The 21,617-nt window shown below is 41.4% G+C and carries 18 protein-coding genes; 14 read left to right on the forward strand and 4 right to left on the reverse strand.

The features are described from left to right. The first annotated feature begins 83 nt into the window (after positions 1-83). On the forward strand, positions 84-1,565 hold the full coding sequence (gene putP / locus CSV70_RS11705) for a sodium/proline symporter PutP (protein WP_099629182.1): 1,482 nt from the start codon (positions 84-86) through the stop codon (positions 1,563-1,565). A 61-nt stretch (positions 1,566-1,626) separates the two neighbouring features. Here putP and CSV70_RS11710 read toward each other — a convergent pair whose 3' ends face one another. Next, on the reverse strand, positions 1,627-3,855 hold the full coding sequence (locus CSV70_RS11710) for an S-layer homology domain-containing protein (RefSeq protein ID WP_158232376.1): 2,229 nt from the start codon (positions 3,853-3,855) through the stop codon (positions 1,627-1,629). Between the two features lie 146 nt (positions 3,856-4,001). On the opposite strand from CSV70_RS11710, the gene CSV70_RS11715 reads away from it, so the two are divergent. Then, on the forward strand, positions 4,002-5,186 hold the full coding sequence (locus tag CSV70_RS11715) for a MalY/PatB family protein (protein WP_085131960.1): 1,185 nt from the start codon (positions 4,002-4,004) through the stop codon (positions 5,184-5,186). A gap of 59 nt (positions 5,187-5,245) precedes the next feature. Here CSV70_RS11715 and CSV70_RS11720 read toward each other — a convergent pair whose 3' ends face one another. Further along, the gene (locus CSV70_RS11720; RefSeq protein ID WP_099626743.1) at positions 5,246-6,439 is read right to left on the reverse strand and encodes a class I SAM-dependent methyltransferase; all 1,194 of its coding nucleotides are present in this window, start codon (positions 6,437-6,439) and stop codon (positions 5,246-5,248) included. Positions 6,440-6,461: 22 nt separating this feature from the next. Further along, positions 6,462-7,193, reverse strand: a complete 732-nt coding sequence (gene nfsA, locus CSV70_RS11725; RefSeq protein WP_099629184.1) for an oxygen-insensitive NADPH nitroreductase — start codon at positions 7,191-7,193, stop codon at positions 6,462-6,464. Between the two features lie 200 nt (positions 7,194-7,393). Between nfsA and CSV70_RS11730 the strand changes: the two genes are divergently transcribed. The 12 genes from CSV70_RS11730 (at position 7,394) to CSV70_RS11785 (ending at position 20,279) form a co-directional block, all read left to right on the forward strand. Continuing rightward, positions 7,394-8,098: a VOC family protein gene (locus CSV70_RS11730; protein ID WP_099629185.1), complete on the forward strand. Its 705-nt coding sequence runs from the start codon at positions 7,394-7,396 to the stop codon at positions 8,096-8,098. A 51-nt stretch (positions 8,099-8,149) separates the two neighbouring features. Beyond that, positions 8,150-9,418, forward strand: a complete 1,269-nt coding sequence (hflX, locus tag CSV70_RS11735; RefSeq protein WP_099629186.1) for a GTPase HflX — start codon at positions 8,150-8,152, stop codon at positions 9,416-9,418. A gap of 281 nt (positions 9,419-9,699) precedes the next feature. Continuing rightward, complete coding sequence (locus tag CSV70_RS11740) at positions 9,700-10,548, forward strand: DUF6612 family protein (RefSeq protein WP_099629187.1); 849 nt, start codon at positions 9,700-9,702, stop codon at positions 10,546-10,548. Positions 10,549-10,779: 231 nt separating this feature from the next. Beyond that, complete coding sequence (locus CSV70_RS11745; RefSeq protein ID WP_085131954.1) at positions 10,780-11,730, forward strand: ABC transporter permease; 951 nt, start codon at positions 10,780-10,782, stop codon at positions 11,728-11,730. Beyond that, the gene (locus CSV70_RS11750) at positions 11,723-12,673 is read left to right on the forward strand and encodes an iron chelate uptake ABC transporter family permease subunit (protein WP_085131953.1); all 951 of its coding nucleotides are present in this window, start codon (positions 11,723-11,725) and stop codon (positions 12,671-12,673) included. The genes CSV70_RS11745 and CSV70_RS11750 overlap by 8 nt, the downstream gene beginning before the upstream one ends. Then, entirely contained in the window at positions 12,670-13,431 is a 762-nt protein-coding gene (locus tag CSV70_RS11755) for an iron ABC transporter ATP-binding protein (RefSeq protein ID WP_085131952.1), read from the forward strand. The genes CSV70_RS11750 and CSV70_RS11755 overlap by 4 nt, the downstream gene beginning before the upstream one ends. 33 nt (positions 13,432-13,464) lie before the next feature. Further along, positions 13,465-14,427: a siderophore ABC transporter substrate-binding protein gene (locus tag CSV70_RS11760; protein ID WP_099626750.1), complete on the forward strand. Its 963-nt coding sequence runs from the start codon at positions 13,465-13,467 to the stop codon at positions 14,425-14,427. 462 nt (positions 14,428-14,889) lie between these two features. Beyond that, positions 14,890-16,032, forward strand: a complete 1,143-nt coding sequence (locus CSV70_RS11765; protein ID WP_198166116.1) for an MFS transporter — start codon at positions 14,890-14,892, stop codon at positions 16,030-16,032. Positions 16,033-16,140: 108 nt separating this feature from the next. After that, complete coding sequence (locus tag CSV70_RS11770; RefSeq protein ID WP_099629188.1) at positions 16,141-16,803, forward strand: uracil-DNA glycosylase; 663 nt, start codon at positions 16,141-16,143, stop codon at positions 16,801-16,803. Positions 16,804-16,823: 20 nt separating this feature from the next. Continuing rightward, positions 16,824-18,560, forward strand: a complete 1,737-nt coding sequence (locus tag CSV70_RS11775; protein WP_099629189.1) for an ABC transporter ATP-binding protein — start codon at positions 16,824-16,826, stop codon at positions 18,558-18,560. A 21-nt stretch (positions 18,561-18,581) separates the two neighbouring features. Further along, on the forward strand, positions 18,582-19,178 hold the full coding sequence (locus tag CSV70_RS11780; protein WP_085131947.1) for a DNA-3-methyladenine glycosylase: 597 nt from the start codon (positions 18,582-18,584) through the stop codon (positions 19,176-19,178). Positions 19,179-19,229: 51 nt separating this feature from the next. Beyond that, the gene (locus CSV70_RS11785; RefSeq protein ID WP_099629190.1) at positions 19,230-20,279 is read left to right on the forward strand and encodes a YkvI family membrane protein; all 1,050 of its coding nucleotides are present in this window, start codon (positions 19,230-19,232) and stop codon (positions 20,277-20,279) included. A gap of 43 nt (positions 20,280-20,322) precedes the next feature. Here the strand turns inward: CSV70_RS11785 and hmpA are convergent, their stop codons facing one another. Further along, entirely contained in the window at positions 20,323-21,534 is a 1,212-nt protein-coding gene (gene hmpA / locus CSV70_RS11790) for an NO-inducible flavohemoprotein (RefSeq protein WP_369822359.1), read from the reverse strand. Positions 21,535-21,617 lie beyond the last annotated feature (83 nt).

A 21,617-nucleotide genomic window follows, 5' to 3' on the forward strand; every position in this document is an offset into this window, starting at 1 on the left:
CTACGAATCACCAAATAAAGGTTCAAAGTGTACTATCCATAAGGTAGTATAGGTATATTGATAGTAAGGAAGGAGATGATTATATGACGGAGCAAATGTACCAACTTGTTTCTATTGTCGTCTATATGATAGCCATGCTGCTAATCGGTTGGTATGCATTCAAACGCACATCGAATCTAACGGATTATATGTTAGGTGGACGGTCGCTCGGACCAGCAGTTACCGCATTAAGTGCCGGAGCTTCCGATATGTCGGGTTGGCTATTGATGGGATTGCCGGGTGCTATTTACTTGAGTGGACTGGGTGAAGCGTGGATTGCGATAGGTTTGACATTAGGTGCCTATCTAAACTGGTTATATGTTGCACCACGTTTACGTGCATATACGCAAGTTTCAAATAACTCCATCACGATTCCGAGTTTCTTGGATAACAGGTTAAAAGATACATCCCGCTTATTGAGAGTGGCTTCAGGCATTATTATTTTAGTGTTCTTCACATTCTACGTATCTTCAGGTATGGTAGCGGGCGGGAAATTCTTCCAGAGCTCATTTGGGCTAGAGTATCATACGGGTCTGATTATTGTATCGGTGGTAGTTCTGGCATATACATTGTTCGGTGGATTCTTAGCAGTTAGTTATACCGATTTTGTACAAGGTTTGATTATGTTTCTGGCACTGATTTTAGTTCCGGCGTTCGGAATTTTTATTACAGGTGGCTTCTCTGAAACGGCAGCGAGTATACGTGAAGTAGATCCCGCACTGTTTAACCTGGTGTCAGGTGTCAGTGTTGTCACAATAATCTCTTCGCTCGCATGGGGTCTAGGTTATTTTGGGCAGCCGCATATCATCGTCCGTTTCATGGCGATCAAGTCGGTGAAAGAGACGAAGAGTGCAAGACGGATTGGTATTGGTTGGATGATACTGAGTTTGTTTGGTGCGATTGCTACTGCATTAATTGGTATCGCGTATTTTCAACAAAACAACGTGGACTTGGCGGATCCAGAAACGGTCTTTATCGTTCTCGGACAGATTATTTTCCATCCGCTGATTGCAGGTATTATGCTAGCAGCGGTATTGGCAGCTATTATGAGTACGATATCGTCGCAATTGATTGTGACATCGTCTGCTTTGATTGAAGACTTATATAAAGCGGTTTTCAAAACAAACGCTACAGATAGTCACTATGTATTTTTAGGGCGTTTGGCTGTTCTGGTCGTGACGATCATCGCAATGATACTCGCTTGGCCGAATAAAGAATCCGTATTGAAATTGGTTTCATTCGCTTGGGCAGGTTTCGGCGGAGCATTTGGTCCTATTATTCTCTTATCATTATACTGGAGAAAGCTAACGGCTAAAGGGGCATTGTTCGGTATGATTATCGGTGCTGTAACGGTAGGTGTTTGGGGAAGTATCGATGTCTTGCACGATGCATTGTATGAGATTGTTCCTGGATTTGCGCTTTGCCTTATTGTTGCGGTATTAGTAAGTAAGGCAACGTATAAACGCGATACTGTTATTGAAAGAGAATACGATGACACATTGGAATTACTCAAAGAAGAAATGTGAAAAAAAGAGCTAACATTGCGCAATACGCAATGGATAGCTCTTTTTTCTCTGTCAATATAATTTATAACGCGTCCGTCACTTCGTCGCCATCAGGCAAATACTCGTATAGCCCAATTTCTTTAAGTCCTTTTTTAATCTTCGTCGTATAGCCAAGTTTTTCATTCGATAAGAAAGTGGCCTTAGAAATAATGAGTTGCTTTAACGTAGGCAAGTAGCTTGAATCGATTTGTTGCCAAAGTTGATAGGAGTCGATTAGGTCTTCTAGCGTCAAATGTTTATAATCATCACCTTCAAAATTAGATTCCGGTGAAACCTTATACCATATATCTCCATTATCGCGAATCCATTTATCTTTTTGATAGACAATGGCTCTCTGGATATTGCGTGCGGTTTGAAGATATCGCGAATCTCCAAACTCTTGGTAAGACATGAGCAAAATATTCATACCACCAAGTGCATGATTCATGGATGTATGGGTAGTGACTTTCTGTTTTATTGGGAAGTAGTCTGCAATATAGTATGCATCACTGGCTACTCGATTAATATTGCCTTTTCGTTGCTGGGAAACGAGAAGGTCCGCATAATCTCGCAGTGGTTCATTCGCAGAAGGAATTCCGAACTCATCACCGATATTATAATAGAATAAAGCGATTTGTTCATTGAAACGCGTATCAATAAATGGTGCGTGAATATCATATAAGTTTTTTAGATACGTACTTGTTACTTCTGTTTCCCAGTAGTCTTTATCCTGTTTGAAGTTTTTCAAATTGACGAAGGAATTATAGACCAGATTCTCATAGTAACGTCCTTTATTTTCATGATAAAGCGTCAATGCGCGATCTTCTTTTAGCATCAATAAATTACGACCGTAGTTTTGACCTGTAACGGGCATTGGTTCTGTCGAGTCAGCCAATTTATTATACGAGCCTTCAGCTGTGTACCACTTATTGCGCTTCTTGTGATTCTGACTTGTTTCTCTCATCCACTTGAATAGGTCGTCTTTTGAATTAAACAATTGCTCATCGGAATCTACATACCAGTGGTCCACTATTTCTCCTGTATTAGCATGTAGTTTATAGGAAGATAATAGCGTTTTTCCGGCTAACGTATAGGAGAAATTCTCTTGTTCTCCAATGAGTTCACGAGAGACACTTTGTTCAGCATTATCGTAGCGAAGGGATAATTGTTTGGATTGGTAGGCCTGTCCAATCATCCGTTCTTCTACAGTGCCGTCCGTCTTGATGAAGCGCAGTAAGCCTGTCGGATAAGTGGTCATATCCGCATCCGCCAAATCTATATTCTCACGCATGAGTGGATAACGATCATAGCGGTATAGATCAAACTGTGCGATATCTTGTTCTTTTTGAAGTACTTCTACCGTTATAGACCTGTCAGTAGGGTTAGTTAGTTCTGAAAATACAAATACATCTTTGTTAGGCAATTCTCGAACAGTCAATTTGATTTCAGCGCCTTCTTTTCCGACAGCATATGTATAAGCACTATCGCGTGAAAATCCATAATTGGTTTGTGTAAAGTCTTTATATTCAAATGCTTCCTCAGAGCGCAAATAAAGGGGATGAGTACTAAACGGTACACTTCCTAAATTAGTCTCAGGCACACTTTTACTATAGTGAATAGACTCTTCCGGATTGGAGAGTGTAAATTGTTTCGGTTGTTTAATACGATTGGTTTCCACTAGTATCCTGTGCAATGCTTTTGAAAAGTATGCCCTTGATACGATCGAGTCGCCGTAATGAAGAAACTCCTCCACTTGAGGAAACGTATAGACAGGAATGTTTTTTAATGTAGCTCTATCCGAACTGGAAGGCCAGCTAGTCGATAACACTTTACCGAGGTCCTCTTCCATGTCAAAAGCCGTAATCAATGCGTCCCATAGCTCTGTCTTCGTCAATGGTTCATCAAAGCCGAAAACTCCCTGTTTGCTTGGTTGGATCCATCCATTCTCGACAGCGGTCAAGGCAAAACGTCCTTTATCTGATCCCCATACAATATCTGAAAAACCGTAAGACTTATCAATGAATTTCGATCCGAAGATTTTAGATAAAGAAACAGCAGCTTGCCCCTTTGTTAGTGGAGTTTCGGGATGGAACTGCATATCGAAATTGCCCGTGATGATTTTCATTTCATCCAGCTGCATGATTTCATTTTTTGCCCAGTGATCATTGGCGACGTCTATATATTTTACATCTGTCGTTTGTGCGCTGACAGACTGAATGGAACAAATGAAAAGTAGTGCTAGTAAAACTATTGCGGTATTCCATTTTCTCACTTTCATGACCTCCAACTAAATGTCGCTTCAATACTCTAGTATACCCCAAAATAAATCATAACAACAACGGAGGAAGCAAAAGGGGACATATGTTACAATCGGAATAGAAAGATTACTATGAAAATATGAGCCGAGGAGGTTTCTACATGAATAAAGAAGAATTTTTAGAACGTTATGCAATTGATCGAAAGGGTACGAACTCGCTGAAATGGGATAAACTTGAGGAACGATTTGGTGATGCGAATTTACTTGCGGCTTGGGTAGCGGATATGGAGTTTAAGGCACCAGAGCAAGTAATAGAGGCAATGAAAGAAAAAGTGGACTTCGGAGTATTTGGTTATACATATGCGCCTGAATCTTATTATAAAGCGTTTATTAATTGGGAACGTGAACGCCATGGCTATGAAGTGAAAGAGGAATGGATGCGTTTTTCAACAGGGGTTGTGACTGCGTTATACTGGTTCGTTAATGCATTTACGAAACCAAAAGAAGCAGTGATCATTCTGTCACCAGTTTATTATCCATTTGCCAACGCAGTGAAAGATACAGGTCGTACGCTCATAAGCAGTGAACTCATTAATACAGAGGGCGTCTACACGATCGATTTTGAAGACTTTGAAAAGCAAATAGTTGATAATGACGTGAAATTATTTATTCATTGTACACCGCATAATCCTGTAGGCCGTGTCTGGACAGCAGAGGAAGCGGAAAAACTCTTATCAATCTGTGACAAGCATGACGTCTTGGTGGTATCGGATGAAATCCATCACGATATGACGTTTGGCGATCATACACATATTCCATCTGCGATTGTGGCTGGAGGAAGGTTCTCTAAACGTGTTGTTACAGTAACCGCTGCTTCGAAAACATTCAACTTGGCAGGCTTATTGACATCACAAATCATCATTGAAAATGAAGCGTTGCTGGAGCAATTCGATACGTTTGTGAAAACAGTTAATCAAACCGAAGTCAATATGCTAGGTATGACGGCCGCAGAAGCTGCTTATAATCATGGTGCAGACTGGCTTGAAGGACTACGAGAAGTCGTTAAATCAAATGAACGCTATGCGGTCGAACAATTCGCAGAGCATGCCCCTAAGTTAATCGTTACACCGTTGGAAGGAACTTACTTATTATGGATTGATTTGCGTGCACATATCCAGCCAGACGGTGTAAAAGAATTCGTTCAAGATACGTGTAGGCTAGCAATTGACTACGGAGAGTGGTTTGGGGAAAACTCGAAAGGCTTCATTCGTTTAAATCTTGGGACAAAACCTCACTATATTAAGCAAGCAGTAGATAGTATCATCGAGCATTTGCCACAATCTTAAGATATATATAAAGATCGCCGCAGTGTCAAAATATGACGCTGCGGCGATCTTTTTCGTGATTATATGGTCTGGTCGCCATGTGCTGGTAGAAAATCGAGCAAAGGCTTCAGTTCATTCTCAAGGAAAGGTTTCGCTTGCAACATATTCCTAAATGCTGCATAACGATCGATTTGTTCCAGTGTTGGTTGTTTAGTAGTACGGTAGGCACGTATTAAAATGTTCTTTGGTGTATGCTCCATATCGATGAACTCCACAAGTTGTGATTCGTAGCCAACCAATGTCAGCAACTCTGCACGGATGGAGTCCGTTGCGAGTGCAGCAAAACGTTCTTTCACTAAACCGTGCTGCAACATGATGTCGAGTGCAGGAGCTTGAACTTGTGAAAACAGCTCATGCTGACAGCAAGGGACAGATAGGATGACGGAAGCTCCCCAGTTGACTGCTTTCGCTAATGCCATATCCGTTGCCACATCACATGCGTGAAGCGTGACGACCATATCGACTGCGGTATCTCCATCATATTCATTGATATCGCCTACTAGAAATTCTAGCTGATCGTATTGCAGATCACGTGCAATTTCCTGGCATTCTTCAATGACTTCTTTTTTTAGATCTAACCCCGTTACACGAATGTCGAGGCCTTTTTCAATTCGCAAGTAATGATACAGTGCGAACGTCAAATACGATTTCCCCGAACCAAAATCCAGTATGCGAATCGGACGGTCTTTCGGCAAGTGGGAAAGCGTGTCATCAATCAGTTCGACGAAACGATTAATCTGGCGGAACTTATCATGTTTTTGATTTTTAACCTTACCTTCAGGTGTTTGAACGCCGAGACGAATGAGAAATGGGTAAGGGGTCCCTTCATGTAAAGCATAATTCTTAATACGATTATGCGAATAGTCGACCGTCTTTTCGGTATTGAGGAAAATTCGTTTAATCGAAACTTTCATCTTCTTGGATATTTGGATCTGCATCGTTTCATCTGATAAATCAATATGGAATTGCTTAAAGTTTTGCAATGCATCCTGCAAAGGTTGCTTCACGTTTTCAAGTGCCACATTATCATGCTTAAGAACACGTTCATGTTGATATTCAAATTGAATGTAAAATTCACCTTTTAGTTCAAGCGGCTTTAATTTAATTCGCTTTACATCATTGGATTTCATTCGTGGCCCACTAATTGTAGCACGGATGAATGTTCCATCTTTCATGCGTCGCTGGAGTAGTTCCAGCACGTCGTCTACTGACATCGTTTGACACTCCTGTCTATCTTCAGTTCAATAGGAATCCTTGCTTTTGTAAGAATGCCTCGAGATCCGTTCTTCTTGGTGACTCAAGGAAATCTGCCATTTCTTTTGTCCACATCGCATCACGTTGATTGGAGTCACGGCTTGCATAGTATTCTTTCATGATTTCGTCATATGCTGGCAAAAGATCATGATACTTTTCTTCGTTATATGTGTTTTCATGTAGTACGGCTTCTATAGGCAAACGCGGTTTGACTTCATTGGATTCATTTGGAACACCGATGGACAATCCAAATAGAGGCACAACGCCTTTTGGCAATTCCAGTACTTGTGAAATTTCTTCCATCGCATTTCGTACACCGCCGATATAGCAAATGCCGTAGCCTTTTGATTCGGCTGCAATGACAACATTTTGCGAGAACAGAGCGACGTCGATTGCACCGACTAGCACATTCTCTGCTACTGTATAATCAATTTCCTGACCGTGTAAACGGGCAGCGTGAGATAATCGGTTATAGTCCATACAAAATACTAATACTGCGCCAGCTGTATAGAATTGACGACGATTCTTAGATAGTTCAGCCAACTGACCCCGTTTTTCAGTGTCTGTTACATACATCACAGTACATGCTTGCACGAAGTGAGAACTGGCGGCGTGTTGACCTGCTTTAATTAGTTCTATAACGGTTTCTCTTGAAATCGGTTCATCTTTATAACGTCGAACCGATGAATGAGATGTTAATAAATCGATTACCATACAATCCCTCCGCATTCGTTTTTATCAGGACATATCTCTTCCTGAAACTCTTCTTTTATCCTACACTATTCTGACCTTTCGGGAAACACTGAAGCGTGTTTTGACTGTAGTGGATCTCATACTAAGAAAGGTAGGGATCCCCGATTGATAGGCCAGGTTTGATATGATAGAAGGAAATCATCTATTTAGGAGGGATACGTATGATGAAACTCGACCACCTTATCTATTTCACTCAGGATACTGTACAAAGCATTGTCATGGAACAACGTGCAAAAGGTAATCAGGCAGTAGCTGGCGGGCGGCATGAAAACTGGGGAACAGCCAATGCATTATTGTATGCTGACAATGTATATATCGAATGGCTGACAGTAGAAGACGAAGACAAAGCGAGAGTAGCGGCAACGGATCTTCCACTTATTGCACACTATTTTCATGATCAGCAATATGGAGATGGCTGGGCGAATGTATGCTTTTCTGTCGAAGATATGGAACAATGGAAAGATGAACTCGATAACAAAGGATTCACCACAACAAAAATTATCAATGCATCAAGAAAAACAGAAGATGGTGAGTTGGTTCGTTGGAAGATGTTGTTTATTGAACAAGACGTCTCCAATGAATTGCCATATCCATTCTTTATCGAATGGGATGAATCGGAAGCGGAGCGACAATCTCGTCTCGCTAAGACGGGTGCACGAACGATATTCCATCAACAACAAAAAGTTTCAGAATGTATTTTCCATGTGGAAGACCCATTACAAGAAGCAGGCGAATGGGCAATACTATTATCACAGAAAGTCGGCGATGTACATGATATTCGAATTGGGAACGTTATATTGCGCTTTATAGAAAAACAAGAAAAAGTACAGCGGTTGGCAGAGATTCATTTCACATCGAGCGATTAGGCAACAGAACGAAGGGTAAACTATATATAAAGATGTCGGGGGGATGCTAGCATGGATGTGTTAATTGAAAAAGCCATAATAGTTGGCGTACATGAACAGAAGGATTTGCACTTTGAATATGCGATGGAAGAACTAAAGAATTTGGCGGAAGCAATCAATGTGGAAGTTCTAGGTGAAGTGACACAGAATTTAGAACGGAAAAATCCATCCACTTATATTGGAAAAGGTAAGATTGATGAAATCCGTGATGTATATGAGGAATCTGAAGCAAATTTACTAATCTTCAATGATGAATTATCGCCTTCCCAGTTGAGAAACTTGGAGAGAGATCTAGAATGTAAAATTATTGACCGTACTATGCTTATATTGGATATTTTTGCAAGGCGGGCACGCAATCGAGAGGCGCAGATGCAAGTTGAATTAGCACAACTGCAATATACATTGCCGAGACTTGTTGGACTTCGAGCTTCACTTAGCAGGCAAGGTGGCGGAACAGGAGGCGGCTTACAGAATAAAGGAGCCGGTGAAACGAAGCTTGAGCTCGATCGTCGGAAAATCGAAGATCAGATCGCTAAACTTCGCCGAGAACTCGAGCATGTAAGTGATCAACGTGAAACACAGCGAAAACAGCGTGTCAGAAGCGGCATACCTGTTGTATCCATTGTAGGTTACACAAACGCTGGGAAATCCACGTTGATGAATCGATTGCTACAATATACGGATGTAGATGAATCCAAAGAAGTTAGTGAAAAAGACATGCTATTCGCAACGCTCGAAACTGCCGTAAGGAAAATCAAACTACAAGATAAAAAAGAATTTATTTTAACAGATACTGTAGGGTTCGTTTCTAAACTCCCTCACCATCTTGTCCAAGCATTTCGTTCGACATTAGAAGAAGCCAAGAATGCAGACTTACTGTTGCATGTTGTGGATGTTTCCGACGAAGAACATGGTCATATGATGGATGTTACCAATGAAACATTAGGAGATATTGGTGTGAAAAGTATCCCTACTATCAATATATATAACAAATCGGACTTGACCGAAATCGTCTATCCGCGTGTAAAAGATCAGAGTATTTGGATGTCCGCCGGCGAAAATAAAGGGATCCCTGAATTGTTAAATTTGATCCAACAAAACTTATTCAGGCAATATATCACGTGTAAATTAATGATCCCATACGACCGTGGAGAAATCGTTTCCCATCTCAACGAAAATGCTTCGATCAAAGATACGGCTTACGAAGAAGAAGGCACATTGATGACTGTGGAAATGCCCGAAAGTGAATGTGAACGTCTACAAGAATTTATTCTGAAGTGATTAAATAAAAAAGGGCTACATGCACAATGCATGTAGCCAAATCCTTTTATCTTTATAAGAAGAGAAAGGGGGTGGGATGCTTCTAGTTTGCCCGATTTACAAAATTCTAAACCTCTTGATGGAATTCAAAGAAAAATACTTGGTACACTCACTTGAAGTATTCAAATTTTTTTATGCTTCTATAAAAATGGGGTTTGTCAATTGCCAGTGTGGATCTGAAGGTTTTTCTTTAATCAATCGTACAACTAAGCGGCAACAATATATAAGGAGTGATGGACTGTATGAAAAAATGGACAACAATTCTTACAGCAGGAACACTAGCAGTTGTTTTAAGTGCCTGTGGTCAAACTGCTGAACCTCAAAAAAATCCTATTACAGATGAAGAAGAAGTGGTCGTAAATAGTGAACTGACAGCCGGTGAAGTAATGGAAAAAGCGAATGCTACAGCTGAAACGCAGCAAAGTATGCATTCGGATATGGAAATTATGCAAACGTTGGAAATGGGTGATGAGAAGCAAGACATTCATTCGACGATTGATATGGATATGATTCTTGAACCACTTGCTATGCGCCAAACGATGAATATGCAAGTAGGCGATGAAGAAATGGCAATAGAACAATATATGACAGAAGAAGGCTTCTTCATGAAAGACCCACAATCAGGTGGTTGGATAAAATTACCGGATGAATTGTATAAAGAAGCTGCCGGTCAAATGATGGGAGTGACTGAATCACCAGTGGACTTCACTATGTATAAGGATTACACAGAAGATTTTACATTTGAAGAGACCGACGATGAATACGTTCTGACATTGGTAGGTTCCGGTGAAAAGTTTAGTGAGCTCATGAAAGAATTGTTAGAGAAGAACATGCCACCAGAAGCAGATGAAGCCATGTTGGAAGAAACAGATATGAAAGTTGAAAAAGTGGACCTACAATTCACTATAGATAAAAAGACATTCTTCACAAAAGACTTTGACATGGATATGACTATGACAATGGATGAGCAAGGTCAGCAAGTTAAAGTCACACAGAATATTAAAGGTACGATGACAAAGATCAATGAGATTGATGAAATCAAAGTCCCGAAAGAAATAATAGATAGTGCCCAAGAAATGGATCAGCAGTAAATGAAAAAGCCGTTTTCCGTGTTATACGGAAAACGGCTTTTTCGTATGAATTCATAAGATTGAATAAGAGGTTAACAGATTCTGTAATGAGTAGAATTTCAAAAGTATTGATAACGATTTTCATTTAGATATTGACATCATATGTTAAACGCGGTAATGTTGTTCTTGAGCGAATGATAATCATTTTCATTTAAGTGAGAGATGCTCAAATATTCGATATCGGAGTTCTTCATGAAGAAACGTTACTTAATTACAGCAGTTATACTTTTATCATTTCTTTCGCTGTTTGTCGGCGCAAGCCGAATCACACCAGCGGACCTATTGGACTGGCGTTCAGAAGCAACAGAAATATTCTTGATTAGTCGAGTTCCTCGATTAGTCGCGATATTACTCGCTGGCGCAGGGATGAGTATTGCAGGTTTGATTATGCAACAACTGAGCCGCAATAAATTTGTATCTCCCACCACAGCAGGAACGTTGGATGCGACTAAACTGGGAATCTTGGTATCTATGTTGATATTTACCAACGCAACATTATTAGAAAAAATGGCGGTTTCGTTCACATTCGCCTTGCTTGGCACTTTCTTGTTTATGCAAATTCTCGACCGTATTAAATTTAAAGACGCGATCTTCATTCCGCTTGTTGGATTGATGTTCGGAAATATTTTATCTTCCATCGCCACATTTTTTGCATATAAAGCAAACGTGATCCAGAATATGTCTGCTTGGCTTCAAGGAGATTTTTCCATGATCATGAAAGGCCGTTATGAGCTTTTGTATATTAGTATACCTGTGTTGATCATTACATATTTATATGCGAATCGATTTACAGTGGCGGGTATGGGGGAAGACTTTTCCAAGAACTTAGGACTCGCTTATAAGAGTATCGTCAATATTGGGTTGATCTTAGTTGCGCTAATTACGACAACCGTTGTATTGACAGTGGGACTGATTCCTTTCCTAGGGTTAATCATTCCGAACATTGTCTCGATTTTTAAAGGAGACCATCTACAAAAGACGTTGCCGCATACTGCATTGCTAGGCGCAATCTTCCTTCTTATCTGTGACATTCTAGGCAGGGTTATTATCTTCCCTTATGAAATCTCGATCAGTTTAATGGTCGGTGTCATCGGAAGCGCAATCTTCCTGTTCTTGTTGTTTAGGGGGAAAGCCTATGCGTAACTCAACGAAGCTACTAATTTTATTAGCATTTTCATTAGTATTTTGCGGCTTGTATCTATTTGAAGGTTTGAACGGTAGCTATGACTATGCACTTCCTAGAAGAGCGGTCAAAGTGGTGGCGATGATTTTAACAGGTGTGGCAGTGGCATATTCCACGGTTATTTTCCAGACGATCACGCATAACCGCATTTTAACACCAAGCATCATGGGATTGGATTCACTCTATATCTTGCTGCAAACCGTTCTTATTTTCTTTTTCGGTTCGACTTCATTTGTACTGATCAACCAGCAATTTAACTTCATGCTGTCGGTCGGTGCGATGATAATATTCGCTTTGTTGCTCTATCACTTCTTATTCGGTAAAGGGAACCGACCAATCTATTTCTTATTGCTAGTCGGTATCATTGTCGGTACATTCTTCGGAAGTATTTCGACATTCCTGCAAGTGATGATTGATCCGAATGAATTTTTGCGTGTGCAAGATAAGATGTTTGCGAGTTTCAACAATATCAACGGGGATCTCGTGTGGTGGGCATTAGCGATATTGGTTATCACACTTCTTATTGGTTGGCGCTATATCAATGAACTCGATGTTTTATCATTGGGACGGGATACGGCAATCAATCTGGGTGTGCCGTATCAGTCGGTCGTCAAGATCATGTTGATTTTATCGGCAGTACTGATTGCGGTGTCCACGGCACTTGTAGGTCCGATTACATTCTTCGGATTGATCGTAGCCAATTTGTCTTACCAATTCTTCAACACGTTTAAGCATTCGGTGTTAATTGCCGGTGCTGCATTGATGAGTGTTATTGCATTAGTTGGTGGACAATGGATCGTTGAACGTCTATTTTCTTTCTCGACCACACTCAGTGTGATCATTAACTTTGTCGGTGGCATTTACTTTATCTACTTATTATTAAAGGAGAGTCGATCTTCATGATCCAAGTTCGTGAGTTAACGAAGTTTTATGGGAAAAAAGCAGTCGTCGAAAAGGTCAGTGTAAATATTCACCGTGGAAAAATCACGTCATTCATTGGACCGAACGGGGCTGGTAAATCTACTCTTCTCTCGATGGTAAGTCGATTAATGGATGCTGACACGGGCGAAGTATTGCTCGATAAAAGCAAAGTGAAAGATATGAAATCCAATGACTTCGCTAAGCGCGTCGCGATTTTAAAGCAATCCAACTTCATGAATGTCAAACTTACCATCCGTGAACTTGTTTCATTCGGCCGTTTCCCGCACTGTAAGGGCCGTCTTCAGGAAGAAGATGACCGGATGGTGGATCAGGCGTTGGAGTATATGGGCCTGACTGACATGCAAGAAGCGTATTTGGATGAATTATCTGGCGGTCAGCGTCAGCGGGCTTTCATTGCAATGACGATTGCACAAGACACCGATTATATTTTACTCGATGAGCCACTGAATAACCTGGACATGAAACACTCTGTGCAAATCATGAAAATCTTGCGTCAGCTTGTCAATGATCTCGGCAAAACTGTGGTCATCGTCTTGCATGACATCAACTTTGCCTCTGTCTATTCAGACCGAATTGTTGCGTTGAAAAACGGAAGAATCGTCAAAGACGGAGTAACGAACGATATTATTACCTCTGAGTCATTACGCGAAATTTATGACATGGAAATTCCGATTCAACAAATGAAAGATTGCCGAATTTGTGTGTATTTTAACTCTTAAAATAAACTTTAAAAAGTGAGGAATTATACTGAAATGAAGAAACTTACCCTATCCTTATTCGCATTGATCTTAATGTTAGCACTGGCTGCTTGTGGCGGCGCAAAAGACGAAGAAAAACCTGCAGACAATGCTACACCTGAAGATAAGCCAGCTGAAGAAAGCACAGAAGTAACCATTACACATGAACTTGGTGAAACAACACTTGAAAAGAACCCTGAAAAGGTAGTAGTTTTTGACTTCGGAACATTAGATACATTGGATGAACTAGGAATTGAAGTAGCAGGACTTCCACAATCAAACGTACCTGGTTATCTTTCTAAATATGAAGACAAAAAGTATGAGAATCTAGGTAGTTTGAAAGAGCCAGACTTTGAAGCAATCAATGCAATGAAGCCAGATGTGATCTTCATCTCTGGACGTCAAACAGACTTATATGATCAGCTATCTGAAATTGCCCCAACAATCTACATGGGCGTTGATACGTCTAACTACATGGAATCTTTCAAAGAGAACATGGGTAAAATTGCTACAATCTTCGATAAAGAAGATGAAATGAAAACTGAATTAGCAGACGTAGATGCAAGCATTGAAGAAATCAAAACTAAAACTGAAGGTATCGACAGCAAAGCATTGATCATCCTAGCAACTGAAGGAAAAGTCAGTGCATACGGCCCAAGCTCACGATTTGGACTAGTTCATGACGTATTCGGATTTGAACCTGCTGACGAGAACATCGAAGTTTCTACTCATGGACAAAATATCACGTTTGAATATATCTTAGAGACAAACCCAGACATTCTCTTCATCATCGACCGCGACGCAGCAATTGGTAACGGCGCAACAGCGAAAGATTCTGTCGAAAACGATCTTGTAAAGAAAACAAACGCATTCAAGAATGACAAAATGGTTTATTTGAACGGTGAATATTGGTACCTATCTGGTGGCGGTCTTCAATCAATCAAAGAAATGATCAAAGAAGTAGAGGTTGGACTATAAGAATGAATGAAATCCCAGGAGACTCTGTCTTCTGGGGTTTTTTCTCTTCATGATCATCTTTTTAGCCGTAATTTATCAGCCGCGCTCATTAAACTATGACAAGCGCTCAATCGCGTTCGCTATAAGCTCATACCCGCAGCCGTCGCGCTCAATCGCGTTCGCTACCCGCTCAAAGCCGGATTCGTCGCGCTCAATCGCGTTCGCTATCCGCTCAAAGCCGGATTCGTCGCGCTCAATCGCGTTCGCTATCCGCTCATACCCACAGCCGTCCCGCTCTATAACTACCCACAGCCAATCACATCCAGAAATCCCCAGAAAACAAAACTAGTCAAATACAAACAAAAAGTGCTATAATGACACCTGTAAAGACATATAAAGATTGCACAATAGAAAGGTAGAAGACCTGTGAAAAAGAAGGAAATCTCACGAAATAAATTACTGGGTATCGCAGGTACTGGTTGGATGTTCGATGCGATGGACGTTGGAATCCTATCATTCGTCATTGCTGCACTAGCCGTAGAGTGGAATCTAACTTCGACTGAGATGGGCTGGATAGGTAGCATTAATTCCATCGGTATGGCGATAGGTGCATTCGGATTCGGTTTATTAGCCGATCGGATTGGACGTAAGCAAGTATTTATGATGACATTGGTTTTGTTTTCAGTTGCGAGCGGCTTATCCGCTTTGACGACAACGTTATGGGCGTTCTTAGCTTTACGTTTCTTAGTAGGAGCTGGGTTAGGTGGGGAGTTGCCTGTTGCTTCTACATTAGTTTCGGAAAGCGTATCCGCAAAAGAGCGGGGACGTGTAGTGGTGTTGCTTGAAAGTTTTTGGGCAGCGGGTTGGCTCTTAGCGGCTTTAATAGCCTATTTCATTATTCCGGAGTTCGGTTGGAGAGTGGCACTGATCATCACGGCACTACCGGCATTTTATGCGATTTACTTACGACGTAACTTACCCGACTCTAAGAAGTTTGAAGAGCAAGGAAAGATATCGCAAACGACAGGACAGAAACTAAAGCAATTACTGGCACCGGCATTTAGAAGACGGACGCTTATGCTGTGGATCGTATGGTTTGCCGTGGTCTTCTCGTATTACGGTATGTTCCTTTGGCTACCAAGCGTCATGGTGATCAAAGGCTTCAGTTTAATCAAAAGCTTTGGCTATGTATTATTGATGACCCTGGCACAGTTACCAGGTTACTTCAGTGCCGCGTGGCTAATTGAACGCATGGGGCGCAAGTTCGTCCTTGCTACTTATTTATTCGGAACGGCACTCAGTGCTTTAGCTTTCGGTAATGCGGAGACATTGACTACGTTGATGGTTGCTGGTGCGTTTCTATCCTTCTTTAACTTGGGTGCATGGGGAGCTCTTTATGCATATTCACCGGAACAATATCCTACCGCTATTCGAGCGACAGGCTCTGGGGTTGCAGCGGCAGTTGGGCGTGTGGGAGGTATTTTCGGACCACTTCTCGTTGGATCACTGTTAACAGCTGGATATGGCTTCGGAATCATCTTTGGTATTTTCTGCGCAGCAATTATGATAGGTGTATTAGCTGTTATTTTCCTAGGAACAGAAACAAAACAAACTGAGTTAACATAGTATAAGATAAGTCGTTTTCATTTTACATAAATGGGAGCGGCTTTTTCGATGGTTAACATTTTTTATTCGGTAGCGAAACCTTTATAATTGTAGAAAGGAGTGAATGCAATGTTTCGTGTACCAGATGAAATTGCGCGTATAGCTTTAGAACGCAGCGAAGGATTTCCAGTAGAAGGCTTTGTCCACGGAGAAGGTCCGCAATCACCAACACTCTTACTAATTGGTGAAGCACCGGGTGAACACGAAGCGATTCATGGTGTTCCGTTCATTGGTCGTGCAGGTGATGAATTGATGAAATCTCTTGCATCAATCGGGTTAACACGTGAAGATGTCTATATGACGAGTTCGTTCCGCAGTAGACCTTACAAATGGGGGACGAGGAAAGAACGGGATGGTAGTTTGACGGAACGTAAGTATAATCGTCCACCCACACAAAAGGAGCAATTGGCTCATGCACGAGTCCTTGATTTTGAAGTTGCCAATCTTCAACCAAAGCTCATTGTCACACTGGGGAATATTGGCTTGCAGCGATTGCTAGGTAAACATGCGAAGGTCACGGTTCTTCATGGACAAGTACTGACGCAACCAGTGCAATATTTAGCAAAATTAGAAGATAAACAATATAGCCTAACAGATGAATCGTACACTATAATACCGACATTCCATCCGGCTTCAGTGTTTTATCGCCCATCCCTTAGACCTGAACTGGAAGCCGATTGGCGTCGCATTGGTGAATATCTTCAAGGGGAAATGAACTATCCGTTTGAATGAAGTAGAAAAGAGGATACATCATGAATGCACAAGTAAAACCTAAAGGATCCGTTAAAAACTTTATGAGTCTAGTCAAGACATTGCATTGGCCAGTAGCCGTAACCATCGTTGCCCTAGTGCTATCTCTCGTTGAAACGGCTGCAGGACTTGCTGTGCCATTAATAACCAAAGATTTAGTAGACTCATTCACCAGTGAGCTATTGAACTGGAAGACCGGCATTTTCCTGCTCGTTTTATTCGTGGTACAAGCAATTGCCGGAGGTTTCTCCTACTATATGCTTGCCTTTATTGGCGAGACAGTAGTTGCGGACTTGCGTAATCAGTTATGGCAAAAAGTACTGCGTTTACCTGTGCCGTATTTTGATCAAAATGAAACGGGCGAAACGATGAGTCGGATTACACAAGATACAACCATATTAAAATCACTTGTCTCAGAGCACTTAGTCTCGTTCATCTCGGGTATGATCTCGATTATCGGAGCGGTCATTATTTTACTGGTGCTCGATTGGAAAATGACGATCATCATGTTGATCAGTGTGCCTGTTAGTATGGCAATTTTATTTCCGCTTGGACGCTTAATGCACAAAGTAGCAAAAGCGACACAGGCTGAAATGGCAAAGTTTTCGGGACATCTCGGCCGTGTGCTTGGGGATATTCGGTTAGTGAAAGCATACCGCGCGGAACCTATTGAAGGAGAGAAAGGCAAAAATGCAATTCAATCCCTATTTCGTTATGGGTTGAAAGAAGCGAAAATCCAAGCTGTTATTTCACCTATCATGATGTTGACGATGATGGGCATCCTAGTAGTGATTCTCGGGTATGGAGGAGCGCAAGTTGCAAAAGGAGCATTATCAGCTGGAACATTGGTTGCAATTATTTTCTTGCTGTTTCAGATTATCATTCCGTTCGCACGAATGGCTCAATTTTTCACTTCATTCCAAAAGGCGATAGGGGCGACAGAAAGAATTCAAGGGATTCTACGAATGGATTCAGAACCGGCAGATGGTGTACGTACATCGAAAATGGAAGGTGCCATTACATTTTCAAATGTTCATTTTTCATATGAAGATGGAAAAGGTGTAGTGAACGGAATTTCATTCACTGCAGAGCGAGGAACAGTAACGGCATTCGTCGGACCAAGCGGTGGAGGGAAGACGACGATTTTTTCATTGATGGAGAGATTCTATCAACCGACTTCGGGGGAAATACGGCTTGGAGAAGATCCGATCCAAACGATTCCGTTATCCGACTGGCGTCGGCGTATAGGCTATGTGTCGCAGGAAAGCCCTTTATTAAGCGGAACTATCTTAGATAACATTGCGTATGGTCTTGAAAAGAGACCGCCTCTTGAACAAGTCATTGAAGCTGCAAAAGCTGCCAATGCGTATACATTCATAAAAGGTATGCCGGATCAATTCGATACGATGGTTGGGGAGCGCGGTATGAAGTTGTCTGGCGGTCAGCGCCAACGCATTGCAATCGCGCGCGCTTTATTGCATAACCCTGAGATTCTATTGTTGGATGAAGCTACGTCGAATTTAGATAGCGGTTCGGAAACACATGTACAAGAAGCGTTGCACCATTTGATGCAAGGTAGAACTACGCTTATTATTGCACATCGGTTGGCTACCGTACTGCATGCAAACCAGTTACTGTTTTTAGAGAATGGCCAGATTACAGGTAGAGGAAATCATGCAGAACTATTGGAAACACATGAGCTCTATCGTGAATTCGCAGAAGGACAAGGATTGGCATAAGAACTGAAAGGAGAAGGTCATATGTATGAACCAATTGATTCATCTTTCTTCAATGTACCTGTACTAGAGCTTGCCCGTAATCTAGTCGGACAATATATTGTACATGAGCAACCCGAAGGACTGTCAGTGGTCAGAATTGTGGAAACTGAAGCGTATCACGGAGCTGAAGACCGTGCTGCGCATAGTTATGGTAACCGTAGAACGAAGCGAACGGAAGTCATGTTCGGTAAGCCGGGATCCGTATATACATATCAGATGCATACCCACACGCTAATGAATGTCGTCTGTGCTCAAGAGGGGACACCGCATGCCGTGTTACTACGGGCAGGTGAACCAATAGAAGGAGTAAGTCATATGCAACAACGCCGTGGCATACACATTAAGAGAGAAACCGATCTTACAAATGGACCCGGGAAACTTTCCAAGGCTCTCGGGGTGACGATGTCATACTACGGACATCATTGGACACAGAAGCCACTCTACATAGCTGAAGGCTTTCCTCAGGCTGAAATAGAAGCAGGTCCGCGGGTAGGGATTGGCAACACGGGTGAAGCCGTGCATTACCCTTGGCGTTTCTATGAAAAGGACAACCCGTTCGTCTCAAAGTATAGAAAATAAATTAATGAACATCTCGAATATATTTGGTTACAGAGAAGAATAGGGGAAATTATGAAAAAAATATTGAGAATGGGCAGTGCATTTATTGGAATTATCGTAGGGGCGGGATTTGCTTCCGGTAATGAAATCATGACGTATTTTACGAGTTTCGGTTATTTAGGTATGATTGGCGCAGTGATTTGTACGGCACTCTTCGCTTACTTAGGAATGACATTAACGCGTCTTGGAAGTCGATTGCGAACAACTTCACATAAAGACGTGATCTACAAAATCAGTGGACGCTATTTAGGTGTAATAGTAGATGGTATTATCATCTTTACACTATTTGGCGTAGGTGTAGTTATGCTAGCGGGTGCGGGTGCTAATTTACATCAGCAATTTGGCTTGCCGACATTTGTAGGTAGTTTGCTTATGATAGTTTTGGTGTTCTTGACGATATTATTAAACGTAGATAAAGTAGTCGCTGTAATCGGCAGTGTAACACCGTTTTTAATTATTATGGTAGTTGTTGTCTCTGTTTACAGTATCATCACGATGGATACAACCTTCGCAGTTCTTGATCCTGTTGCCAAAGCATTGCCGACGACATTGCCTAACTGGTTCATATCTGCAATTAACTATGTGTCATTTAATATTGCGGTTGGTGCTTCGATGGCTATTGTCATGGGAGGTGCGGAAGAGAATGAAAAGATTGCGGCGCGAGGTGGATTTGTAGGTGGTCTTGGATTAGGTATTTTAATTCTGTTAAGTCATTTGGCACTTTTTTCACAAGTGGAAAACGTGGCGGGGGCAGATTTACCGATGCTTGCCATCATCAATAATATTTCACCGATCTTTGCAATTTTCATGGCGGTTATTTTATACGGTATGATCTTTAATACAGCAGTCAGTATGTTTTATGCGTTTGGTGCTCGATTCATCCAAAGTGGTACGATGAAGTTTAAGCTATTCGTAGCCTGTTCATTAGTAATTGGCTATGCACTGAGTTTTTTTGGATTCACAAATTTGGTCAGTACACTGTATCCGGTTGTCGGCTATTTAGGTCTGTTTTTAGTAGTTGCACTCATTATGGCTTCGATCCGTATGCCGAATAAAATATAAAAACAACCCCCGCGAATTTAAAATTCGTGGGGGTTGTTTCTGCTTAAACAGATTGTAACTGAAGGGCTACAGCTGGGCCGAAGAACTCGAAGTGAATTTTCTCTTCTGGAATACCCATTGCATGAAGTTGTTGAAGTACGAACTCCATGAAGCCAGTTGGTCCGCATACATAGATATCACTGCCTGCAATCACGTTGTCTTCTAAGAATTCACGTGTGAACATGCCGTCTCCCTCTTCTGAATAAAGCGTTTTGTACGTAGAGTTTGGCAATTTAGCATTTAATTGCTCTAGTTTATTCGCAAATGCTTGTTGGCTGCGTGTACGTGCAGAGTGCAAGAATGCCACTTCACGTTCAGGAGACAAGTCTGCAATAGTTGAATACATAGCTTTCATTGGTGTAATACCCACTCCACCGCTGATTAATGTGACAGGTGCTGTACCAGTAGGATCCAAATAGAAGTCGCCTGCTGGTGCGCTGACTTCGACGATGTCGCCTACACTTGCATTTTCATGCAAGTAGCAAGATACTACGCCATTAGGTGATAATGTATCTTCACGTTTAACCGAGATACGGAAAGTCTCATCGTTTGATTTTTGAGACAAGCTGTACTGACGGTTGACAATATTTTTCGCGCCAGGGATTTCCAATCGAATCGTAATGTATTGTCCTGGTAAATAGTATGGCAACTTTTTGCCGTCAACAGGTTTTAAGTAAAATGAAGTAATGACGTCACTTTCTTCTATCTTGTCGACAATTTCGAAGTCTTTAAATAAATGCCATCCGCCATCAGCTTTTTCTGTATTCTCATACATATCTTTTTCTACGCCGATGAAAGCGCCAGCGATTACGCCATAAGCAGCTTCCCATGCATCCATAATTTCAGGTGTTGCTGCATCGCCAAGCACTTCTTTAATAGCTTTCAATAAATACTCTCCGACAATTGGATAATGTTCTGGCAAAATTCCTAGAGATACGTGCTTGTGCGCGATTTGGACAACCACCGGTAGAATGGCTTCTAGGTTATCGATATGTTGCGCTGCTGCGTATACTGTGTTTGCAAGAGCTGTCTGTTGACGACCTTGAGATTGGTTAGCATGGTTAAATATATCTAGTAATTCGGGATGAGCCACAAACATGTTTTTATAAAAAGCCGTAGTAATCGCGGTGCCGTGCTCTTCTAATACTGGTACTGTGGATTTGATAACGTCGATAGTTTTTTGATCTAACATTGATAATGCACAACCTCTCCGTATTTGATATCTCTATCATAAATCATTTAGAATTCAAAAGCTATATATTAAATACATGTTTAAAAATATAATGTGAATATTGTCAC

This window comes from Sporosarcina sp. P25 (assembly GCF_002743235.1).
Lineage (GTDB): Bacteria > Bacillota > Bacilli > Bacillales_A > Planococcaceae > Sporosarcina > Sporosarcina ureae_B.